The organism is Sulfitobacter sp. JL08 (genome assembly GCF_003352045.1).
In the GTDB taxonomy this organism is placed as follows: domain Bacteria; phylum Pseudomonadota; class Alphaproteobacteria; order Rhodobacterales; family Rhodobacteraceae; genus JL08.
The window spans coordinates 3,124,071-3,143,450 of record NZ_CP025815.1 but is presented as its reverse complement, the minus strand read 5'-3'; the positions used below and the strand labels follow the sequence as shown (position 1 = coordinate 3,143,450).

Here is a 19,380-nt window from a genome sequence, read left to right as displayed (position 1 = left end):
GGATCGAACGCCCCGATGACGCAAACAGACCCCATTCTGCGCCCCGAACCGCTGCCCGAAGACAGCGACCGCGCCCTGCGTCCGCAATTGCTGGATGATTTCGTCGGTCAGGCTGAAGCGCGGGCAAATCTGCGCGTGTTCATCCAGTCGGCCAAAATGCGTGGCGAGGCGATGGACCATACCCTGTTTCACGGCCCGCCCGGATTGGGCAAAACCACGCTGGCGCAGATCATGGCGCGCGAACTGGGCGTGGGGTTCCGGATGACATCGGGGCCGGTTCTGGCCAAGGCCGGTGATCTGGCGGCGATCCTGACCAATCTGGAATCGCGCGATGTTCTGTTCATCGATGAAATCCACCGCCTTAACCCGGCCGTCGAAGAGGTGCTTTATCCAGCTCTGGAAGATTTCGAACTGGACCTTGTCATCGGCGAAGGCCCGGCAGCGCGCACCGTGCGTATCGAATTGCAGCCCTTTACGCTGGTCGGGGCGACTACGCGCATGGGGTTGCTGACAACGCCCCTGCGCGACCGCTTTGGCATTCCGACACGGTTGCAGTTTTACACGGTCGACGAACTGCACCAGATCGTCACACGCAACGCGATCAAGCTGGGCGCGCCCGCGGACGAGGCCGGCGCACGCGAGATTGCCAAACGTGCGCGGGGCACGCCGCGCATTGCGGGCCGGTTGCTGCGTCGTGTGGTTGATTTTGCCGTGGTCGAAGGTGACGGCACTGTCACGCAGGAACTGGCAGACCGCGCCCTGACACGGCTTGGGGTGGATCATCTGGGCCTTGACGGGGCCGACAGGCGCTATCTGCGGCTGATCGCGGAAAACTACGCCGGTGGACCAGTGGGGATCGAAACCCTGTCGGCGGCCCTGTCCGAAAGCCGTGATGCGCTGGAAGAGGTGATCGAACCGTTCCTGCTGCAACAGGGCTTGTTGCAGCGCTCGCCGCGCGGGCGGATGCTGGCCCCCAAGGCGTGGGCGCATCTGGGGCTGGCCGCGCCAAAGGGCGGCGGCGATCTGTTTGATACATAAAGACCAAGAGGACCGGCGTGACACCAGAAGAAATTGAAGCCCTGTTTACCCGCGCGGACGGGCAATTTGCCTTTGCGCGATGGGGGCGGCCGATTGCGCCCGTGATGTTCGGGGTGCAGGACGAAACGCTGGGCGTGTTCAAGGGCGCGCTAGAAGCGATCATGATGCTGGCGGGCCATCATATGGCCGAAACCGATCCGGAACTGGGCAGCAACCTGATGGTGTTTTTCATGGCCGACTGGGACGAATTGCTGGGCGTGCCCGATCTTGACCGTCTGGTGCCCGATCTGGCCCCGCTGGTTGAAAAGCTGAAGGCCGTGTCGGCCAATCAATACCGGATTTTCCGATTTGACGAACAGGGCGCGATCAAGGCCTGTTTCGTGTTCCTGCGCATGGATGAACATCTGTCGGCGGTTCCGGCAGATACGCTGGCGCTGTCCCAGATGGTGCAATCTGTCCTGTTGTGGTCGGATCGTGCGTTTTCCGATTGCTCGCCGCTGGCGATCCTGCCGAATGGCGCGTCGGTGTTGCGCCCCGAAATCGGTGCCCTGATCCGCGCGGCCTATGATCCGATGCTGCCGCATGCGGCGCAGGATCAAAGCTTTGCGTTGCGCCTGTTTGCACGGCTGGAAGCACCGCAATGATCCATTCCTTTCCGATCCGCGTCTATTACGAAGACACCGATATGGCGGGCATCGTCTATTACGCCAATTATCTGCGGTATATCGAACGGGCGCGCAGCGACTGGGTGCGTGGCCTGGGCATTGACCAGCGCCAGATGAAAGACCGCGACGGTGTCGCCTTTGCCGTGCGCCGTGTCGAAGCGGATTACCTGATGCCCGCAAGGTTTGACGATGATCTGGTGGTCGAAACCGCCACGCAGGCCGTGACAGGGGCGCGGCTGGTGATGAAACAGGATGTGCGACGCGGCGCCGATCTGTTGTTTTCGGCTGTCGTGACGATTGTTTGCCTGTCCGACAGCGGCCAGCCTGCACGTTTGCCAGCAAACATCCGCTTAATGCTACATTAACACGGGCTTGTGACGCTGAACTGTTGGCAATTCATTGCGCTATGCAGTAGCGTGATGCGGAATAAGGCCGCCCAATGGCCACCAACAAAGAGCAGGCAAATGGAAGCAGAAACGCTGGCACTGGCGCAGGAAATTGATTTTTCCATGTGGGGCCTTTTCGCGCGCGCCACTTTTATCGTAAAACTCGTGATGTTGATGCTGATTGTCGCCTCGTTCTGGGCGTGGAGCATCATTATCCGCAAAATTCTTGATTACCGCGCGGCACGCGCCGAAGCGGCGGCGTTTGATCGTGCGTTCTGGTCCGGTGAGCCGCTGGACGGGCTGTTTGAAAAGATCGGGCCACAACCGCGCGGCAGTTCGGAAAAGATTTTTGCCGCCGGTATGATGGAATGGCACAGGTCGCACCGCAATGATGGCGGATTGATCGCGGGGGCCACGGCGCGCATCGACCGGTCGATGGATGTGGCCATCAACAAAGAGGCCGAAGATCTGCAGCGCGGGCTTCAGGTGCTTGCCACCGTTGGATCGACCGCCCCGTTTGTCGGGCTGTTCGGAACCGTCTGGGGTATCATGAACGCCTTTATCGAAATCGCGGAACAGCAAAACACCAACCTGGCCGTCGTCGCCCCCGGCATCGCCGAGGCGTTGCTGGCCACCGGTCTGGGCCTGCTGGCAGCGATCCCGGCGGTAATCATGTACAACAAGCTGAGCGCGGACAGTGACCGGATCATTCAGGGTTACGAATCCTTTTCGGATGAATTTGCCACCATCCTCAGCCGCCAGTTGGACAGTTAGATCATGGGTGCAGGTGTTCAGGCCCCACAAGGCGGCGGGCGGCGGCGGGGCCGCGGCAACCGTACCCGCCCGATGGCGGAAATCAACGTCACGCCCTTTGTTGATGTGATGCTGGTGTTGCTGATCATTTTCATGGTGGCCGCGCCGTTGCTGACGGTGGGTGTGCCGGTGGAATTGCCCAAAACCGCCGCAGGTGCACTGCCTGCGGATCAGGAAGAGCCGTTGACCGTCACATTGACGGCAGATGGCATCATCCAGATACAAACCACCGAAATAGCGCGCGACGCACTGGTCACCAAACTGCGCGCCATTGCGGCAGAACGCGAAAGCGACCGGATATTCCTGCGCGCGGACGGGGCGGTGCCCTACAGCGAAGTGATGCAGGTGATGGGCGCGCTGAATGCGGGCGGGTTTTCCAATATCGGGCTTGTAACCGATATCGGCGGCCCGTCACTCGACAGCGGCAGTTAAGGCTGCCGCGTGAGGTCTGGAATGGATAAGGCCAACTATATCTCGGGCGCGGGCCATATCGGCCTGATCAGCTGGGCGTTGTTCGGCGGGATTTTTTCCGCCGAACCCCTGCCGTTTCAGATCACCGAAGTGTCGATGATTTCGGGGGCTGAATATGCCGCGATGATCGCGGCGCAGGACGCCCCGCAATCCGCAACCGAAGTGGCGCTGCCGCAAGCGCCGGATGCCGGCACCGGCGCCCCCGAAATTGCGTCTTCCCCGGACGTAGCAACGGATCAGTCCGCGCCGGCCCCGTCAGAAACGCCGCCGCCGGATGAAGTGCCCGTGCCCCTAGCCCCGCCATCGTCGCCGGAAACGGTTGTGGAAGACACACCCCCGACACCACCGGCCCCGCCCGAGGATGTGGCGGTTCTGGCCCCCGAAGTGGCGGAACAGGCCGTGCCGCGCCCCGCAGATCGCGTGGCCCCCGAACCCGTGGCCGAACCCGAGCCCGAGGCGACACCGTCCGACACGACGCAAGACGCCGTAACAGCCGAAGAAACCGGCGAAACCGTGCAGCAGGAACCGCAAGAGGCGACAGCCCCGGAAGCGGCGACAACCCAGATCGTGACCGAAGCAACAGCCGCGCCTGCGCGCTCGATCCGGCCACCGTCCAACAGGCCGTCCGCACCCGCCCCGACACCAACACCGACACCCGCGGCGCAACCCGCAGCCCCCAGCGCGCCCACTGAAAACACCGAAACCGCCGTGAACGCGGCGCTGGCAGAAGCGCTGGGTGGCACGACGGAACCGTCCGTGCCCAGCGGCCCGCCGCTTTCGGCAGGCGAACGGGATGCGCTGCGCGTTGCCGTTTCAAATTGCTGGAACGTCGGATCGCTGTCGACGGATGCATTGAACACAACGGTCGTTGTTGCAGTCAGCCTGTCCGAGGATGGCAAGCCGCAAACCCCGTCGATCCGGATGCTCAGCAGTTCGGGCGGATCGGCGGCGGCGGCCGATCAGGCCTTTGGCGCGGCGCGGCGCGCTATTATAAGATGTGGCGCAAACGGCTTTGAACTGCCGGCTGAAAAGTATAGTCAGTGGCGTGACATCGAAATGACGTTTAATCCGGAAGGAATGAGGTTGAAATGATGCGACTTCTTGCGACCCTCCTGTTGTGTCTAAGCCTGTTTGGCTTGCCCGCCTTTGCCCAGAACGGCCCCTTGCGGATTGAAATCACCGAAGGCGTGATCGAACCACTGCCCTATGCGGTGCCCAATTTCGTGGCAGAATCCGGCGCGGCGGGCGAATACGGTGCCAACATCGCCCGCGTGATCGCGGACGATCTGACCGGCACGGGCCTGTTCCGTGAAATTCCGGCCAGCGCCTATATCTCGCAGATCAGCGATTTCGCGGCACCGGTTCAGTATGCCGATTGGAAAGCGATCAACGCGCAGGCGCTGGTGACGGGCGCGGTAAACGTGTCGGGCAACACATTGACCGTCAAGTTTCGTGTCTATGATGTGTTCTCGGGGGCGGAACTGGGCAGCGGTCTGCAACTGGCCGGTACCGTGGACGGTTGGCGCCGCATTGCACACAAGGTTGCGGATACGGTCTATAGCCGGATCACCGGCGAGGGCGGCTATTTCGACAGCCGCGTGGTGTTTGTTTCGGAAACCGGCCCCAAGGATGACCGCAAGAAAAGACTTGCGATCATGGATTATGATGGCGCCAATGTTCAGTACCTGACCGGCAGCGAAGCCATCGTTCTGGCGCCGCGCTTTTCCCCGAACGGCGACAGAGTCCTGTATACCAGCTATGAAACCGGATTTCCGCGTATCTATGTTCTGGATGTCGGCAACGTGCAGCGCCGCGTGTTGCAACAACAGGACGGCACGATGAGCTTTGCGCCAAGATTTGCGCCCAACGGCCAGACGGTGGTTTATTCGCTCACCCAGGGCGGCAACACGGATATCTATACTTTGGATATCGCCAGCGGGGCCGGGGCGCGTCTGACCGATGCGCCATCGATCGAAACCGCCCCCAGCTATTCGCCTGATGGCACCCAGATCGTCTTTGAAAGTGACCGGTCCGGTTCCCAGCAGCTTTATGTCATGCCCGCCGGCGGCGGCGAAGCGCGCCGGATCAGTTTTGGGCAGGGGCGCTATGGTACGCCGGTTTGGTCGCCGCGCGGCGATCTGGTGGCGTTTACGAAGCAGAACAACGGGCGCTTTCACATCGGTGTCATGCGGCTGGATGGCAGCGAAGAACGTCTGCTGACGGCGTCGTTTCTGGATGAAGGCCCGACATGGGCGCCCAATGGCCGCGTTTTGATGTTCACGCGCGAAACCCAGGGCGCCGGGGGGCGGGCATCGCTCTATTCTGTTGATATTTCGGGGCGAAACCTTAAACCCGTGCGCACACCGGAAGGGGCGTCAGACCCGTCGTGGTCGCCCCTGCAAAACTGAAAGCCGTACTGTTGTCACCGCGTTCACAAAGCATGGCAACTGTGCTAGTAAAGACCAAAAGAAAAAACGTAATCTCATCATGAGGCGAGCAAAATGAATTTCCTTTCCAAAGCAGTTGTATTGACCGCAGGTCTGGCCCTGGCCGCCTGTACCAATCCCAACCGGTTCGACAACGCGGGCGGCAGTGGCCTGAACGGTGCGGGATCCAATGCGGCGGGCAGCGTGTCCGATCCGACATCGGTTGCCTATTTCCAGCAGGCCGTCGGCGACAGGGTTCTGTTCGCTGTCGACCAGTCGACCATTTCGCCGGACTATATCCAGGTGTTGAACGGGCAGGCGACCTGGCTGACCACGAACTCTGATTATGTCGCCGTGATCGAAGGCCACGCCGATGAACAGGGCACACGCGAATACAACCTTGCGCTGGGCGCACGCCGCGCCAACGCAGTGCGCGAATACCTGATTTCGCGCGGTGTCGCTGAAAACCGGCTGAAGGTTGTCAGCTACGGCAAGGAACGCCCGATCGAAGTGTGCAGCGACGAGGCGTGTTATACAAAGAACCGGCGCGCCGTGACGGTACTGTCATCCGGTCTGACAGGATAATTCGTTATGCGTGCTGTTGTCGTCGCCCTGATGTTCTGGATCACCGCACTGCTACCGCAGCACGCGGCAGCACAGGATCAACAGACCCTGGCGGATATCCGTCAGGAACTGTCGGTGCTTTTCGTCGAGGTGCAGCGCCTGAAACGCGAATTGTCGACAACCGGATCACCCAGCGTCGATGTGTCGGGCGGTTCGACGCTGGACCGGTTGAACAACATCGAATCCGAATTGCAGCGCCTGACGTCCAAGACCGAACAGCTTGAATTCAGGGTTAACAGTGTCGTCACGGACGGAACCAACCGGATCGGCGATCTGGAGTTTCGTCTGGTCGAACTGGAAGGCGGAGACGTCAGCCAGTTGGGCGAAACAACAACGCTGGGTGGGGGCGAAATGCCGCAAACACAGGGGAGTGTCGCACCATCGACAGCCCCGCAAACGCCGACCACCGAACTTGCGATGGGCGAACAGGCCGATTTTGACAAGGCAAGCGAAGCCCTTGCCGCCGGAAACTATCAGGCTGCGGCAGATCAGTTCAAAAGCTTCAGCCAGACCTATCCCGGCGGGCCGTTGGCCGCGCAGGCCGCGTTAAGCCGCGGCAAGGCGCTGGATGCGCTGGGCGACACAAGAGAGGCCGCGCGCGCCTATCTGGAAAGCTTTACAGGAAATCCGACCGGTCCGCTGGCGCCCGAAGCATTGCTAAGCCTTGGCACAGCCCTCGGCGGGCTGGACCAGAAAAACGAGGCATGTGTGACCCTGTCTGAAGTGGGCGTGCGGTTTCCGACATCCCCGACCGTAGCGCAGGCCCAGCAACAGATGCAGGCCTTGGGCTGCCTTTGACAAAAAACACACCGCATAGACCGGATAGTGACACGTCCGGATTGCTGGGCGGTGTGTCGGCGCATTTCCTGCCCAATCCCCCCGAACGGCTTGGGGTTGCGGTATCGGGCGGGGGCGATTCCGTTGCCTTGCTGCATCTTCTATCGCGGATTTGCCTGTCGCAGGGGACCAGCCTGTTTGCCGTCACGGTTGATCACGGGTTGCGCACAGCATCTGCGGACGAGGCGCAAAGCGTGGCGCATCTATGCGAGGCACTGGAAATTCCACACACGATCCTGCGTTGGTCCGGCTGGGATCATACTGGCAATCTGCAGGATCAGGCCCGACGCGCACGTTATCAGATGATGACAGACTGGGCGCGCAGCAACGACATACCGGTTCTGGCACTTGGGCACACATCCGATGATCAGGCGGAAACGGTTCTGCTGCGGCTGTCGCGTGCTTCGGGTGTGGATGGGCTTGCCGCGATGGCGGCGCGCCGGGTTCACAACGGGGTGACACTGGTGCGCCCGTTGTTGGATGTATCACGTGCCCAGTTGCGCGATTATCTTGATCAGCATGGTCTGAAGTGGGTCGATGACCCCAGCAATGATGATCCGCGTTTTGACAGGATCAAAATGCGCAACGCGCTGCAGGTTCTGGCTCCGTTGGGCATCACCGCCCCGGTGCTGGCGCAGGTGGCCGAACAGATGGGCAAGGCGCGTGATGCGCTGGACTGGCACAGTTTTCTGGCGGCGCGCGAAACCAGCCATGTTGTTGACGGCGACATTGTCATTGATCTGAAGCAGTTTCGCACCCTGCCCGAAGAAATCGCCCGCCGCCTGCTGGTGCGCGCGGTGATGTGGGTCAGCGGATCCGAATATCCGCCGCGCCGGGCTGCGATGTCCGATCTGATCGCGGCAATCCGCGCCGGACGCCGCTTTACACTGGATGGCAGTATCGTGTCGCGCCATCAGGGCAATATCTGGATCAGCCGCGAATATAATGCGGTGCGCGACCTTGCGGCGCACCCCGATGAAACCTGGGATCAGCGCTGGCACGTGGAAGGCCCCGAAACCGAAGGCAACACGCCGCCCGATACGGATGATATCGAGGTGCGCGCCCTTGGGCAGGAAGGTCTGGCACAATGCCCCGACTGGCGCGAAACCGGCCGACCGCGGGTGGGATTGCTGGCCTCTCCGTCGATCTGGCGCGGCGATGATCTGTTGTCGGCCCCGCTTGCAGGACGTGCGGAAGGCTGGCACGTGGCGTTGTCGCGCAGCGGAGAAGAGTTCTTTGCGGCGCTATTATCGCATTGAAGAAAGCTGAATGATCTCTATCTTAGCCAAGTGCTTGCGTGTTATGCGGATCGCGCGATTGAATATTTAGGAGAGTTCCCTTGGGCAACCTACGCAACGTCATATTCTGGGTCGGTCTGTTTTTTCTGATTCTGGCGCTTTTCAACATGTTCAACGGCTCTGGAACAACGATGCAAAGCCGCGAGATGAGCTATAGCGACTTTGTCACTGCCGTCGAAGCAGGCGATGTGACCAAGGTTACGCTGGATGGCGAACAGGTTCGGTTCGAACGCACGGATGGCCAGAACTACGTTGCGATCAAGCCGGAAGATGCTGAAATCACAGGGCTTTTGATCAATGCGAACATTCCTGTCCGCGCCGAACAGCAACAGCAATCAGGCTTTCAGACCTTCCTGATGTCGCTGCTGCCCTTCCTGCTGCTGATCGGTGTCTGGATTTACTTCATGAACCGGATGCAGGGCGGCGGCAAAGGCGGCGCTATGGGCTTTGGAAAATCCAAGGCCAAGATGCTGACGGAAAAACATGGACGCGTCACATTTGATGACGTTGCTGGCATCGACGAAGCCAAGGAAGAACTGGAAGAAATCGTCGAATTCCTGCGCAACCCGCAGAAATTCAGCCGTCTGGGCGGAAAAATTCCGAAAGGCGCGTTGCTTGTCGGACCTCCGGGTACGGGTAAAACCTTGCTTGCGCGGGCGATCGCCGGTGAGGCGGGCGTACCGTTCTTTACCATTTCGGGGTCTGATTTCGTGGAAATGTTTGTGGGTGTGGGTGCCAGCCGGGTGCGCGACATGTTCGAACAGGCCAAGAAAAACGCGCCCTGCATTGTTTTCATCGACGAGATTGACGCCGTCGGTCGCCACCGTGGTGCCGGATATGGCGGCGGCAACGATGAACGCGAACAGACATTGAACCAGTTGCTGGTGGAAATGGACGGGTTCGAAGCCAACGAAGGTGTGATCATCATCGCGGCGACCAACCGCAAGGATGTGCTTGATCCTGCCTTGTTGCGTCCGGGCCGGTTTGACCGTCAGGTCACAGTTGCCAACCCCGATATCAAGGGACGCGAGAAAATCCTTGCGGTCCACGCGCGCAAGACGCCGTTGGGCCCTGATGTGGACTTGCGGATCATCGCGCGCGGAACACCGGGATTTTCGGGCGCCGATCTGGCCAATCTGGTGAATGAGGCCGCGCTGATGGCGGCCCGCGTCGGGCGCCGCTTTGTCACGATGGAGGATTTTGAAAGCTCCAAGGACAAGGTGATGATGGGGGCCGAGCGCCGCTCTATGGTGCTGACGCAAGACCAGAAGGAAAAAACAGCCTATCACGAGGCAGGCCATGCCATCGTGGGCCTGAAGCTGACCAAGACCGATCCGGTTTACAAGGCCACGATCATTCCGCGCGGTGGCGCGTTGGGCATGGTTGTTTCGCTGCCGGAAATGGACAAGTTGCAGATGTTCAAGGATGAAGCCCGCGAAAAGATCACCATGACAATGGCGGGCAAGGCAGCCGAAATCTTCAAATACGGGGCCGAGTCGGTTTCAAGCGGTCCGGCAGGCGATATCCAGCAGGCCAGCGCCTTGGCGCGGGCGATGGTGATGCGCTGGGGCATGTCCGACAAGGTCGGAAACATCGACTATTCCGAAGCGCACGAAGGCTATTCCGGCAACACGGCGGGATTTTCGGTATCGACCAAAACCAAGGAAATGATCGAGGAAGAGGTCAAAAGCTTCATCGCGGAAGGCTATGAAAACGCCTACAAGATCATCGAAGAAAACTCCGAAGAGTTCGAGCGTCTGGCGCAGGGGTTGCTGGAATACGAAACTCTGACCGGAGAAGAGATCAAGCGCGTGATGCGGGGTGAACCGCCACAGGCCGGTCCGGATGAAGATGACAAACCCGATTCCGGCAGCGCGCCCAGCGTGACAGCCATTCCAAAAGCCAAGAAACGCAAAAAACCGCCCAGTGACGGCGGGTTGGAGCCGGAACCTTCGGCTTGAACGAAGAACGGAAAACAGACTGGAACCCCGAAACCTATGACAGGTTTCGGGGTTTTCGTTTGCGCCCCCCGATGGATTTGCTGCACACGCTTGGCGCTTTGCCCGAAGGGGACATTGTCGATCTGGGGTGCGGTGCGGGTGTGGTTGGGAAAGCGCTGGCGTTGCGCTATCCCGATCATCGCCTGATCGGGGTGGACAATTCGCCAGCGATGCTGGCGCGCGCGGAACAGACCGCAGATTATACCGATCTGGTCCGCGCCGACATTGCCACATGGCAACCGCGCCAACCCGTTGCCCTGATATTTTCGAATGCAGCCCTGCAATGGATCGGGTCGCACGCGGATGTTTTGATACAGCTTGTCTCGGGCCTGAAACCGGGTGGGGTGCTGGCCGTTCAGATGCCGCACCAGAATGCGGCCCCGTCCCACCGGATGTGGTCGCATTGTTTTGCCCGGCTGTTCCTGAAACGCCCACTGCCCGCAACGCCCGGAATTCTGGCGCCACAGGATTACGCCGATCTGTTGTCCCCGTCGGGTGATTTCCAGATGTGGGAAACGGATTATTATCAGGTGCTTCCCGCCAGCAGGCAGGGCCATCCGGTTCGCCTGTTCACCGAAAGCACTTTTGCGCGCCCGTTTCTCGATGGGTTGAACGGGGCGGACCACAAGGCCCTGATCAATGCCTATGACGCGGAAATGGAAACGGCCTATCCTGCGCGCAATAACGGTTGTGTCACTTTCGTGTTCCGGCGCCTGTTCTTCACGCTGACAATGCACGCCTGATTACGAAAAGAGCTTCTGTTCGACAGATTGGCTTGAAGTGGTAAATGGCGCGTTGCACTGTGCACAAAATCCGCATCCAAAGGACACGTAATGCCCGCTCTCAAACTGACGAAATTTTCTGCAACCATCACGTGGCTGGGCAATGTGCCTTTGACGTCAGACGATTTGCGCGCGGTTCCGGTGCAATCGCTGAATGCCATATTCCCCGGCGTGGACGGGCAACGCCATGGCGGTCAGACCCGCGCCGGCTGCACCCGCACCTCGGCCCAGTATGCGCCGGGCACGGAAATCCGCAACGTGCGCCAGTTCACCATTCTGTCGGCCGAGGAACTGAACCAGATCGCGGCAAAAATGGGTGTGGATGCGCTTGATCCGGCCTGGCTGGGCGCGTCGATGATCATCAGGGGTATTCCTGACTTTACTCATGTTCCCCCGTCATCGCGATTGCAGAACCAGCACGGAACGTCCCTGACGATCGACATGGAAAACCGGCCCTGCATCTATCCGGGCAAGGAAATCGAAAAAGACAGGCCGGGCCACGGCAAGGCGTTCAGATCAGCGGCTGTGGGATTGCGCGGTGTGACCGCCTGGGTCGAACGCGAAGGGCCGCTGCACATCGGTGACACGGTGGTACTGCATATCCCCGATCAACCGGTCTGGCCGCATCTGAACGCCGCGCGCACCTAGGACAAGACACAGGCACAAGACAAAGGCCAAAATGTTTCCGAAAAGAAACGCTTTGGGCGTGCCCCGACGTTCTTCACTTCGGAAATGTCGGAAATACGACCTGCGCGACCTGCGGCAAACGCTATTAGGCTACAAGCAAATATGCCTGAACCGCGCCAAAAGGGATTCCCATGAGCTTTAAGACCGATATTCAGATTGCCCGCGAAGCGAATAAAAAACCGATTAACGAAATCGGCGCCAAGCTGGGAATTTCCAGTGATGATCTGCTGCCCTACGGCCACGACAAGGCCAAGGTCAGCCAGTCCTTCATCAATTCCGTACAGGATCGTGCCGATGGCAAGCTGATCCTTGTCACCGCGATCAACCCGACCCCCGCAGGTGAGGGCAAGACAACAACAACCGTCGGTCTGGGCGACGGGTTGAACCTGATCGGAAAGAACGCGGCCGTCTGTATCCGCGAGGCATCGCTTGGCCCGAACTTCGGGATGAAGGGCGGCGCTGCGGGTGGCGGATATGCGCAAGTTGTTCCGATGGAAGAAATGAACCTGCATTTCACAGGCGATTTTCATGCGATCACATCGGCCCATAACCTGCTGTCGGCGATGATCGACAACCACATCTACTGGGGCAACGAGCTTGAGATCGACACCCGTCGCGTCGTGTGGCGCCGTGTTGTCGACATGAACGACCGCGCATTGCGCCAGATCACAGCCAGCCTTGGCGGTGTCTCCAACGGCTTCCCGCGCGAGGCCGGGTTTGACATCACCGTCGCGTCCGAAGTGATGGCGATCCTGTGTCTGTCCAAGAACCTGAGCGATCTGCAGGAGCGCCTCGGCAACATGATCGTGGCCTATCGCCGCGACCGCAGCCCGGTTTTCGCCCGTGATATCAAGGCGGACGGCGCAATGACCGTGCTGCTGAAAGACGCAATGCAGCCAAACCTTGTGCAGACGCTGGAAAACAACCCCGCCTTTGTGCATGGCGGCCCGTTCGCCAACATCGCACATGGATGCAACTCGGTCATTGCGACCACGACAGCGCTGAAACTGGCCGATTACGTCGTGACCGAAGCAGGGTTCGGTGCCGATCTCGGGGCTGAAAAGTTCATGAACATCAAATGCCGCAAGGCCGGCCTTGCGCCGTCCTGCGTGGTGATCGTGGCCACAGTGCGTGCGATGAAAATGAACGGCGGCGTGAAAAAGGCCGATCTTGGCACCGAAAACGTAGAGGCCGTGAAAAAGGGGTGCCCCAACCTTGGGCGACACATCGAAAACGTCAAAAGCTTTGGCGTGCCCGTCGTTGTGGCGATCAACCATTTCGTGACAGATACCGACGCCGAAGTGCAGGCGGTGAAGGATTATGTCGAGGCCCACGGATCCGAGGCGATCCTGTCGCGCCACTGGGAAAAGGGCGGCGAAGGTGCCAGAGATCTGGCAACCCGCGTGGCGCAGATTGCCGATGCGGACATGGCCAACTTCGCTCCGATCTATCCCGACGACATGGGATTGTTCGAAAAGATCAACACCGTTGCCAAACGGATTTACCGCGCCGACGAGGTTCTGGCTGATCAGAAGATCCGCACACAACTGAAGGATTGGGAAGCGCAAGGATACGGCAACCTTCCTGTCTGTATGGCCAAGACCCAGTACAGCTTTACCACCGATCCCGATCGGCGCGGCGCGCCCACAGGGTTCAGTGTTCCGGTGCGCGAAGTGCGCCTGAGCGCGGGTGCCGGGTTTATTGTGGTGATCTGCGGCGAGATCATGACGATGCCGGGCTTGCCGCGGGTACCGTCTGCAGAAAACATCAAGCTGAATGCTGATGGTGATGTCGAAGGATTGTTTTAAGAAAACAATGGACGCGGCGCAGGGCGACATGCTCGCGCCGCGTCCTGCCTTCGGCGAAAGTATTTTTAAAAAGATGAAGCGGAGAGTGGACGATGGGAGCGACTGTCATTGACGGCAAGGCATTTGCGGCGACCGTACGCGGCAAGGTGGCCGAGCACGTTACCCGGTTGAAAGCGGACCATGGGATCACACCGGGGCTGGCGGTGGTGCTGGTGGGCGAAGACCCGGCAAGCCAGGTCTATGTGCGTTCCAAAGGCAAGATGACTGTCGAAGTTGGCATGAAATCGGTTGAACACAAGCTGGATGCCGACACGTCCGAAGCCGATTTGCTGGCCCTGATTGGCAGCTTGAACGCGGATCCGGACATTCACGGCATTCTGGTGCAATTGCCGCTGCCCAAGCATTTGGATGAGGATCTGGTGATCAATTCGATCGATCCGGCCAAGGATGTGGACGGGTTTCACATTTCCAATGTCGGCCTGCTGGGTACCGGGCAGAAATCCATGGTGCCCTGCACTCCGCTGGGCTGTCTGATGATGCTGCGCGACTATCACGGATCGCTGTCCGGTATGGACGCGGTGGTAATCGGGCGATCAAATATCGTGGGCAAGCCAATGGCGCAATTGCTGTTGGGGGACAGTTGCACCGTCACGATTGCGCACAGCAGAACGAAAAACCTGGCCGAGGTCGTCAAACGCGCCGATATCGTGGTGGCCGCTGTCGGACGGCCCCAGATGGTGCCGGGCGACTGGATCAAACCGGGGGCGACCGTGATCGATGTGGGGATCAACCGGATCGACAAGCCGGAGGGCGGCACGCGGTTGGTCGGTGATGTCGATTACGACAGTTGCGCGGCGGTTGCCGGGGCGATCACGCCGGTTCCCGGGGGCGTTGGCCCGATGACCATCGCGTGTCTGCTGGCCAACACCGTCACGGCCTGCTGCCGCGCCAACGGGCTGGACGAGCCCGAGGGGCTGACAGCGTAACAGTTACGCAGATGCGGTCGCGCCGGATACGGGCACCATTGTGCCCTGCAGAATGGCAATCAGTGTTTCCACCCCGTCGGCAATGGCGTGCACTTCGGCACCGACGACAATCAGGCGGCGGCCCGGTTTGATAACCCGGCCGGTCGCTCGCAACATATCGCCTTGCGCCGGGGCCAGCAGGTTGATCTTGATCTCGGCGGTCAGTACTTCGTCCTGCGCCGCCATCAGGCTCAGTGCGGCATAGCCTGCCGCACTGTCGCCCAGCGAAAACGTCAGGCCGGCATGGGCAAAGCCGTGCTGCTGGCGCGCGTTTTCAAGGATCGGCGCGGTGATGCTGACCTGTCCCTGCGAAATGTGATCAATCTGTGCGCCGAAAGTCGCCATCAGCGACTGCGCGGCGAAACTTGTCTTGATCTTGTTCAAGATGTTTTCATTCATTTAAGTCTCTCATTCCGGTCAGGTTTACATGAGGTGTCACAAGTGCGCGAGAGGGGGAAAACCCCCGCAATCGACACCTATGCAAGCCAGTAGGTTCATTTATTTTCAATTTGATCAGTTCTATACGGGAATTCGGCAAATGACATGCAGGCAAAGATCACGGAATTCTTGCGTGGCCTATTTGCGCCGACCCCCCTTGCCATATGGCTTCTGAGTACGCTGGCCGTTTCGCTGGCGGGGCCGTTCGGGACATACGGCATTTTGTCCTACACCGAGCGTACGATATTCTGGGGCACAGTGATCGGCCTTTCGATCGTGTTGGGCGGTATATGCCGACTGATGAGCCGTCAGTTGTTTCAACACGCCGAGCCGATCAAGCAGGATATCGCGGCCGTGATTGCGATGACGGTCTTGTTCACACCCACATTGCTGGCGCTGATGGAATTGATGGTTCCGCGTTATGCGTCCTCACGCCCCGATACCGCGACGACGGTCTTCTACGTCGCGGCGATATCGACAACGATCTTTGTGATCCGGCGTCTGATCCCCGGGATTGAACCCACCTCGTACAAGGGAATAGCCACACCGCAAGAGCCGCCGCGATTGCTGCGCCGCCTGCCGCGGGATTTTGTCGGGCCGGGTTTGCGCATGTCGGTGAACGACCGTTTTGTCGATGTCGTGACGCCTGATGAAACCCACCGGATACGCATGCGATTTTCCGATGCCGTCGATGAAATGTCGGGGGTGCCGGGGTATTGCACACACAGATCGCATTGGGTTGCTATGGATGCCATCAAATCGGCAGAACACAAGAACGGCAAAGTGTCGTTTCGGCTGGTGAATGGTGATATCGTGCCGGTCAGCCGCAAATACCGTTGCGATCTGGAACAGGCGGGCCTGATCTGATCAGCGCGGCATCGGCACCGCGTGCAGCGTTTTGCCGGTCAGCACTGCAATCGCTTCGGGTCGCATCAGATTGACCAGCGCGATATCATGGCTGGCCAGCCCGCCGGTATAGGTGCCGTAGGCCGGCAGAATGACGCGATCGGCATCAATCAGAAAAGCAGGGCGCGAAATGGTTTTTGCCCGTGTTTTTATGCGTGCCTTGGGATGGTAATGCCCTGAAATTTCACCGCTGGCACCCGATTGGGCGATGTGGCGAAAGATCAGCGGGGGCAGGGGCAACGCGGCCAGATGGCTGCCGCCCAGATCGACCGGGCCGGGATCGTGGTTGCCTTCGATCCACATCCAGCGCCGTCCGGCCTGCAATTTGGCGATCCACAGCTTTTCTTCTTCCGGCAGGGCCTGTGCAGCTTCGATATCGTCAAAGCTGTCGCCAAGACAGATCACCGTGCGCGCATTGCTGCGCGCCAGATCAGCGCCCAGCCGGGTCAGGGTATCGCGTGTGTCATAGGGGGGCAGAATGGCCCCGCCGCGCCGTGCGATCCGTTCAGATTTGCCCAGATGCAGATCGGACACGCATAATAGGCTTTGATCGGGCCACCACAAAGCCCCCGATCCCAACGCTGTCATCGGCGCGCCAGCCAAGGTGAAATTGTACCCGTTCATGGCGCAAACAAAACAGGAACGGTATGCAAGGGCAAGGGCAAAAACTGTATTCCTGAAAGAGGTTTAGGCAGGTTTCCTGCCCCGTCCCTCAAGATCGGCAAGCCCGGCGTCACGCATCAGGGCTTCTGCCTCTTGTGCCAGCAGTTTTTCCTCTGCCGATCCTTTGATCGGCACCCTGCCCATTTCAAGCAACATCGGCGCGGACAAGGGCGATACATGCGGCAGCCGTACGTGATCAATGCGCCCGCCGATGCGGGTGATCATCTCTTCGATCCGGCTGAAATCGACCAGTCCGCGCATCGCTTCCTGCCGGGTGATCTGCATCATCAGGTGTTGGGGGTCGTATTTCAGCAACGTGTCATACAGGATATCGGAACTGAACGTGGCCTGACGACCGGAGGATCGCGCGCCGGGCCTGTTGCGTTCGATAAGCCCGGCAATGGTTGCGCTGGCGCGAAAGGTGCGTTTCATCACCGCATTGCCTGCAAGCCAGCTGTCCAGACCATCGCGCAAGGCATCGATCCTGAACAGCGCGGCGGGGTCCCGAACAGCGTCCAGCCCCCAGATCAGCGTGGCATAATCTGTCGCGACGAACCCCAGCGGGTTCAGCCCCAGTTCATCCAGCCGTTTGGTCAGCAACAGCCCCAGCGTCTGTTGCGCGTTGCGCCCGGCAAACCCGTAAACGCAGGTGTGCGCCCGCCCGTCCTGCTCAAAGCTTTCGACCAGCAGGCGGTCGGGGCCGGGCAATCGGGATATGGTGCGTTGCAGGCTCAGCCAGTCGGCGGTGTGGCGCGGCAATTCGGGCCAGTCGTTCTGCTGGAACAGACGCAAGATCCGATCCGAAAGCTGGGTCGAGGTGGCAAACTTGGTACCCGCAAAGGTGGCGATCTTTGGTTTTTTGTCAGCGCGGCGCGTGACCTCGACGGTCATTTCCCGCAGGCCTTCGTAGCGCACGATCTGCCCGCCGATCAGAAACGTATCGCCCGTGCTTAGCGTTGCCGCAAAAGCTTCCTCGACCTCACCCAGGGGTTTGCCGCCGCGGGCCCGCTTCAGGCGCACTTTCAACGTATCGGTATCCTGAATGGTGCCGATGTTCATGCGAATACGCTGCGCGCTGCGCGGATCGCGCAAATGCCAGCGCCCGTCGGGATCCTGTTTCAGACGTTGCCAGCGGTCGTAGCCGCGCAGCGCGTATCCGCCGGTGGCGCAGAATTCCAGACAATCGTCAAATTCGGCGCGTGTCAGATCGCTATATGGGCCTGCGCCGGTAACCTCCTGAAAAAGAACATCTGCTGCAATCGGGCCAGCGCAGGCCGCGATCAGCACATGTTGGCACAGCACGTCACGCGGCCCCGGACCGCGCGGTTCGCCGTCCAGTTCACCGGCCTTGACCGCGTCTAGCGCGGCAACGCATTCGACCACTTCAAACCGGTTGGCAGGCACCAGAACAGCCTTTGATGGGGCGTTGTAGCGGTGATTGGCCCGCCCGATCCGCTGTACCAGCCGTTTGACATTCTTGGGCGCACCCATCTGGACAACCAGATCGACATCGCCCCAGTCGATCCCCAGATCAAGGCTTCCGGTGCAGACAATCGCGCGCAAGTCACCGCGCACCATCGCCGCTTCGACCCGCGTGCGCTGAACTTTGTCCAGACTGCCATGATGGATCCCGATGGGTAGCGCATCGTCATTGGCAAGCCACAGGTTGTGAAAGAATATTTCGGCCTGTGCACGGGTGTTGTGAAAGATCAGCGTGGTCTTGTGCGCCTTGACCATGTCCAGAACGGCAGGGATCGCGTAGGCCGCGTTGCCACCCGACCATGGCGGGTTTTCCGACGTTTGCAACATGCTGATGTCAGGCGCAGGCCCCGGATCGGCCAGCAGAACAGGGCAGGGATCGGGGTGGCGCGCCAGGAACCGGGCAATGGCGGCAGGGTCTTCCACGGTTGCGGACAGGCCAACGCGTTTCAGATCGGGGCACATCGCCTGCAATCGTGACAGCGCCAGCACCAGCTGATCACCCCGCTTGCTTTCGGCCAGTGCGTGCACTTCATCGACAACCACCCGTTTCAGCCCGGCAAACATCCGCGGTGCGTCTTCGTAAGATGTCAGCAGGGCCAGGCTTTCGGGGGTTGTCAGCAGAATATGGGGCGGATCGGCGCGCTGTCGTTTCTTGCGGCTGGCGGGGGTATCTCCGGTGCGGTCTTCGATCCGGATCGGCAGGCCCATTTCGGTTACCGGCGTTGTCAGGTTGCGTTTGATGTCTGCCGCCAGCGCCTTGAGCGGTGAGATATATAGCGTGTGCAACCCGTCGTGCGGGGCCTGTGCCAGATCAACCAGTGTCGGCAGGAAACCGGCCAGTGTTTTGCCGCCCCCCGTTGGCGCGATCAGCAAAAGCGCCGGATCATCCGCGCGCTCCAGCATGTGCTGTTGGTGCGGATGCACGGACCAGCCTTTGGTTGCAAACCAGTCTGCGAACAGGGGGGGGACGGGTGCCATAATCCTAGTGTAGTCTGTTGGCGATCCGATGGCAGGGCGGATATGCGCAAATC

At 60.1% G+C, this 19,380-nt stretch carries 19 protein-coding genes; 16 read left to right on the top strand and 3 right to left on the bottom strand.

Going from position 1 to position 19,380, the window contains the following annotated elements; translation table 11 throughout:
- Positions 1–15: 15 nt before the first annotated feature.
- The 15 genes from ruvB (at position 16) to folD (ending at position 14,821) form a co-directional block, all read left to right on the top strand.
- A complete protein-coding gene (gene ruvB / locus C1J05_RS15500) occupies positions 16–1,038 on the top strand; it encodes a Holliday junction branch migration DNA helicase RuvB (RefSeq protein WP_114871045.1) in 1,023 nt (340 codons plus the stop codon).
- Between the two features lie 17 nt (positions 1,039–1,055).
- The gene (locus tag C1J05_RS15495) at positions 1,056–1,682 is read left to right on the top strand and encodes a hypothetical protein (protein ID WP_114871044.1); all 627 of its coding nucleotides are present in this window, start codon (positions 1,056–1,058) and stop codon (positions 1,680–1,682) included.
- Positions 1,679–2,068, top strand: coding sequence for a tol-pal system-associated acyl-CoA thioesterase (gene ybgC / locus C1J05_RS15490; protein WP_114871043.1), 390 nt, complete (start codon positions 1,679–1,681; stop codon positions 2,066–2,068). The genes C1J05_RS15495 and ybgC overlap by 4 nt, the downstream gene beginning before the upstream one ends.
- Before the next feature lie 99 nt (positions 2,069–2,167).
- The gene (tolQ, locus tag C1J05_RS15485; protein ID WP_114871042.1) at positions 2,168–2,863 is read left to right on the top strand and encodes a protein TolQ; all 696 of its coding nucleotides are present in this window, start codon (positions 2,168–2,170) and stop codon (positions 2,861–2,863) included.
- A gap of 3 nt (positions 2,864–2,866) precedes the next feature.
- A complete protein-coding gene (tolR, locus tag C1J05_RS15480) occupies positions 2,867–3,334 on the top strand; it encodes a protein TolR (protein ID WP_114871041.1) in 468 nt (155 codons plus the stop codon).
- A 21-nt stretch (positions 3,335–3,355) separates the two neighbouring features.
- On the top strand, positions 3,356–4,465 hold the full coding sequence (locus tag C1J05_RS15475) for an energy transducer TonB (RefSeq protein ID WP_114871040.1): 1,110 nt from the start codon (positions 3,356–3,358) through the stop codon (positions 4,463–4,465).
- A complete protein-coding gene (gene tolB / locus C1J05_RS15470) occupies positions 4,462–5,781 on the top strand; it encodes a Tol-Pal system beta propeller repeat protein TolB (RefSeq protein WP_114871039.1) in 1,320 nt (439 codons plus the stop codon). Before C1J05_RS15475 ends, tolB begins: the two co-directional genes overlap by 4 nt.
- 93 nt (positions 5,782–5,874) lie before the next feature.
- Positions 5,875–6,384 carry a peptidoglycan-associated lipoprotein Pal gene (gene pal, locus C1J05_RS15465; protein WP_114871038.1) on the top strand — a complete coding sequence of 170 codons (510 nt, stop codon included), beginning with the start codon at positions 5,875–5,877 and terminating at the stop codon, positions 6,382–6,384.
- Between the two features lie 6 nt (positions 6,385–6,390).
- On the top strand, positions 6,391–7,221 hold the full coding sequence (gene ybgF / locus C1J05_RS15460; RefSeq protein WP_114871037.1) for a tol-pal system protein YbgF: 831 nt from the start codon (positions 6,391–6,393) through the stop codon (positions 7,219–7,221).
- Complete coding sequence (gene tilS, locus C1J05_RS15455) at positions 7,218–8,519, top strand: tRNA lysidine(34) synthetase TilS (RefSeq protein ID WP_254684619.1); 1,302 nt, start codon at positions 7,218–7,220, stop codon at positions 8,517–8,519. The genes ybgF and tilS overlap by 4 nt, the downstream gene beginning before the upstream one ends.
- Before the next feature lie 80 nt (positions 8,520–8,599).
- Positions 8,600–10,519: an ATP-dependent zinc metalloprotease FtsH gene (gene ftsH, locus C1J05_RS15450; protein ID WP_114871036.1), complete on the top strand. Its 1,920-nt coding sequence runs from the start codon at positions 8,600–8,602 to the stop codon at positions 10,517–10,519.
- Positions 10,516–11,301, top strand: coding sequence for a methyltransferase domain-containing protein (locus C1J05_RS15445; protein WP_254684618.1), 786 nt, complete (start codon positions 10,516–10,518; stop codon positions 11,299–11,301). Before ftsH ends, C1J05_RS15445 begins: the two co-directional genes overlap by 4 nt.
- A gap of 90 nt (positions 11,302–11,391) precedes the next feature.
- On the top strand, positions 11,392–11,988 hold the full coding sequence (locus C1J05_RS15440) for an MOSC domain-containing protein (RefSeq protein WP_114871035.1): 597 nt from the start codon (positions 11,392–11,394) through the stop codon (positions 11,986–11,988).
- Between the two features lie 170 nt (positions 11,989–12,158).
- The gene (locus C1J05_RS15435) at positions 12,159–13,835 is read left to right on the top strand and encodes a formate--tetrahydrofolate ligase (protein ID WP_114871034.1); all 1,677 of its coding nucleotides are present in this window, start codon (positions 12,159–12,161) and stop codon (positions 13,833–13,835) included.
- Between the two features lie 92 nt (positions 13,836–13,927).
- The gene (folD, locus tag C1J05_RS15430) at positions 13,928–14,821 is read left to right on the top strand and encodes a bifunctional methylenetetrahydrofolate dehydrogenase/methenyltetrahydrofolate cyclohydrolase FolD (protein WP_114871033.1); all 894 of its coding nucleotides are present in this window, start codon (positions 13,928–13,930) and stop codon (positions 14,819–14,821) included.
- 3 nt (positions 14,822–14,824) lie between these two features.
- Here the strand turns inward: folD and C1J05_RS15425 are convergent, their stop codons facing one another.
- Complete coding sequence (locus C1J05_RS15425) at positions 14,825–15,259, bottom strand: PaaI family thioesterase (RefSeq protein ID WP_114871032.1); 435 nt, start codon at positions 15,257–15,259, stop codon at positions 14,825–14,827.
- Between the two features lie 144 nt (positions 15,260–15,403).
- Here C1J05_RS15425 and C1J05_RS15420 point away from each other — a divergent pair, with 144 nt between their 5' ends.
- Entirely contained in the window at positions 15,404–16,165 is a 762-nt protein-coding gene (locus C1J05_RS15420; protein WP_114871031.1) for a LytTR family DNA-binding domain-containing protein, read from the top strand.
- Here the strand turns inward: C1J05_RS15420 and pdeM are convergent, their stop codons facing one another.
- The gene (gene pdeM / locus C1J05_RS15415; RefSeq protein WP_114871030.1) at positions 16,166–16,828 is read right to left on the bottom strand and encodes a ligase-associated DNA damage response endonuclease PdeM; all 663 of its coding nucleotides are present in this window, start codon (positions 16,826–16,828) and stop codon (positions 16,166–16,168) included. It lies immediately after the preceding gene.
- Positions 16,829–16,891: 63 nt separating this feature from the next.
- The gene (locus C1J05_RS15410) at positions 16,892–19,327 is read right to left on the bottom strand and encodes a ligase-associated DNA damage response DEXH box helicase (protein ID WP_114871029.1); all 2,436 of its coding nucleotides are present in this window, start codon (positions 19,325–19,327) and stop codon (positions 16,892–16,894) included.
- Positions 19,328–19,380: the final 53 nt, after the last annotated feature.

Excerpts from the sequence above, each read along its gene's own strand:
- ruvB (WP_114871045.1), top strand. The coding sequence starts at position 16 with ATGACGCAAACAGACCCCATTCTGCGCCCCGAACCGCTGCCCGAAGAC.
- ybgC (WP_114871043.1), top strand. The coding sequence starts at position 1,679 with ATGATCCATTCCTTTCCGATCCGCGTCTATTACGAAGACACCGATATG.
- tolQ (WP_114871042.1), top strand. The coding sequence starts at position 2,168 with ATGGAAGCAGAAACGCTGGCACTGGCGCAGGAAATTGATTTTTCCATG.
- tolR (WP_114871041.1), top strand. The coding sequence starts at position 2,867 with ATGGGTGCAGGTGTTCAGGCCCCACAAGGCGGCGGGCGGCGGCGGGGC.
- C1J05_RS15475 (WP_114871040.1), top strand. The coding sequence starts at position 3,356 with ATGGATAAGGCCAACTATATCTCGGGCGCGGGCCATATCGGCCTGATC.
- tolB (WP_114871039.1), top strand. The coding sequence starts at position 4,462 with ATGATGCGACTTCTTGCGACCCTCCTGTTGTGTCTAAGCCTGTTTGGC.
- pal (WP_114871038.1), top strand. The coding sequence starts at position 5,875 with ATGAATTTCCTTTCCAAAGCAGTTGTATTGACCGCAGGTCTGGCCCTG.
- ybgF (WP_114871037.1), top strand. The coding sequence starts at position 6,391 with ATGCGTGCTGTTGTCGTCGCCCTGATGTTCTGGATCACCGCACTGCTA.
- C1J05_RS15440 (WP_114871035.1), top strand. The coding sequence starts at position 11,392 with ATGCCCGCTCTCAAACTGACGAAATTTTCTGCAACCATCACGTGGCTG.
- C1J05_RS15435 (WP_114871034.1), top strand. The coding sequence starts at position 12,159 with ATGAGCTTTAAGACCGATATTCAGATTGCCCGCGAAGCGAATAAAAAA.
- folD (WP_114871033.1), top strand. The coding sequence starts at position 13,928 with ATGGGAGCGACTGTCATTGACGGCAAGGCATTTGCGGCGACCGTACGC.
- C1J05_RS15425 (WP_114871032.1), bottom strand. The coding sequence starts at position 15,259 with ATGAATGAAAACATCTTGAACAAGATCAAGACAAGTTTCGCCGCGCAG.
- C1J05_RS15420 (WP_114871031.1), top strand. The coding sequence starts at position 15,404 with ATGCAGGCAAAGATCACGGAATTCTTGCGTGGCCTATTTGCGCCGACC.
- pdeM (WP_114871030.1), bottom strand. The coding sequence starts at position 16,828 with ATGAACGGGTACAATTTCACCTTGGCTGGCGCGCCGATGACAGCGTTG.
- C1J05_RS15410 (WP_114871029.1), bottom strand. The coding sequence starts at position 19,327 with ATGGCACCCGTCCCCCCCCTGTTCGCAGACTGGTTTGCAACCAAAGGC.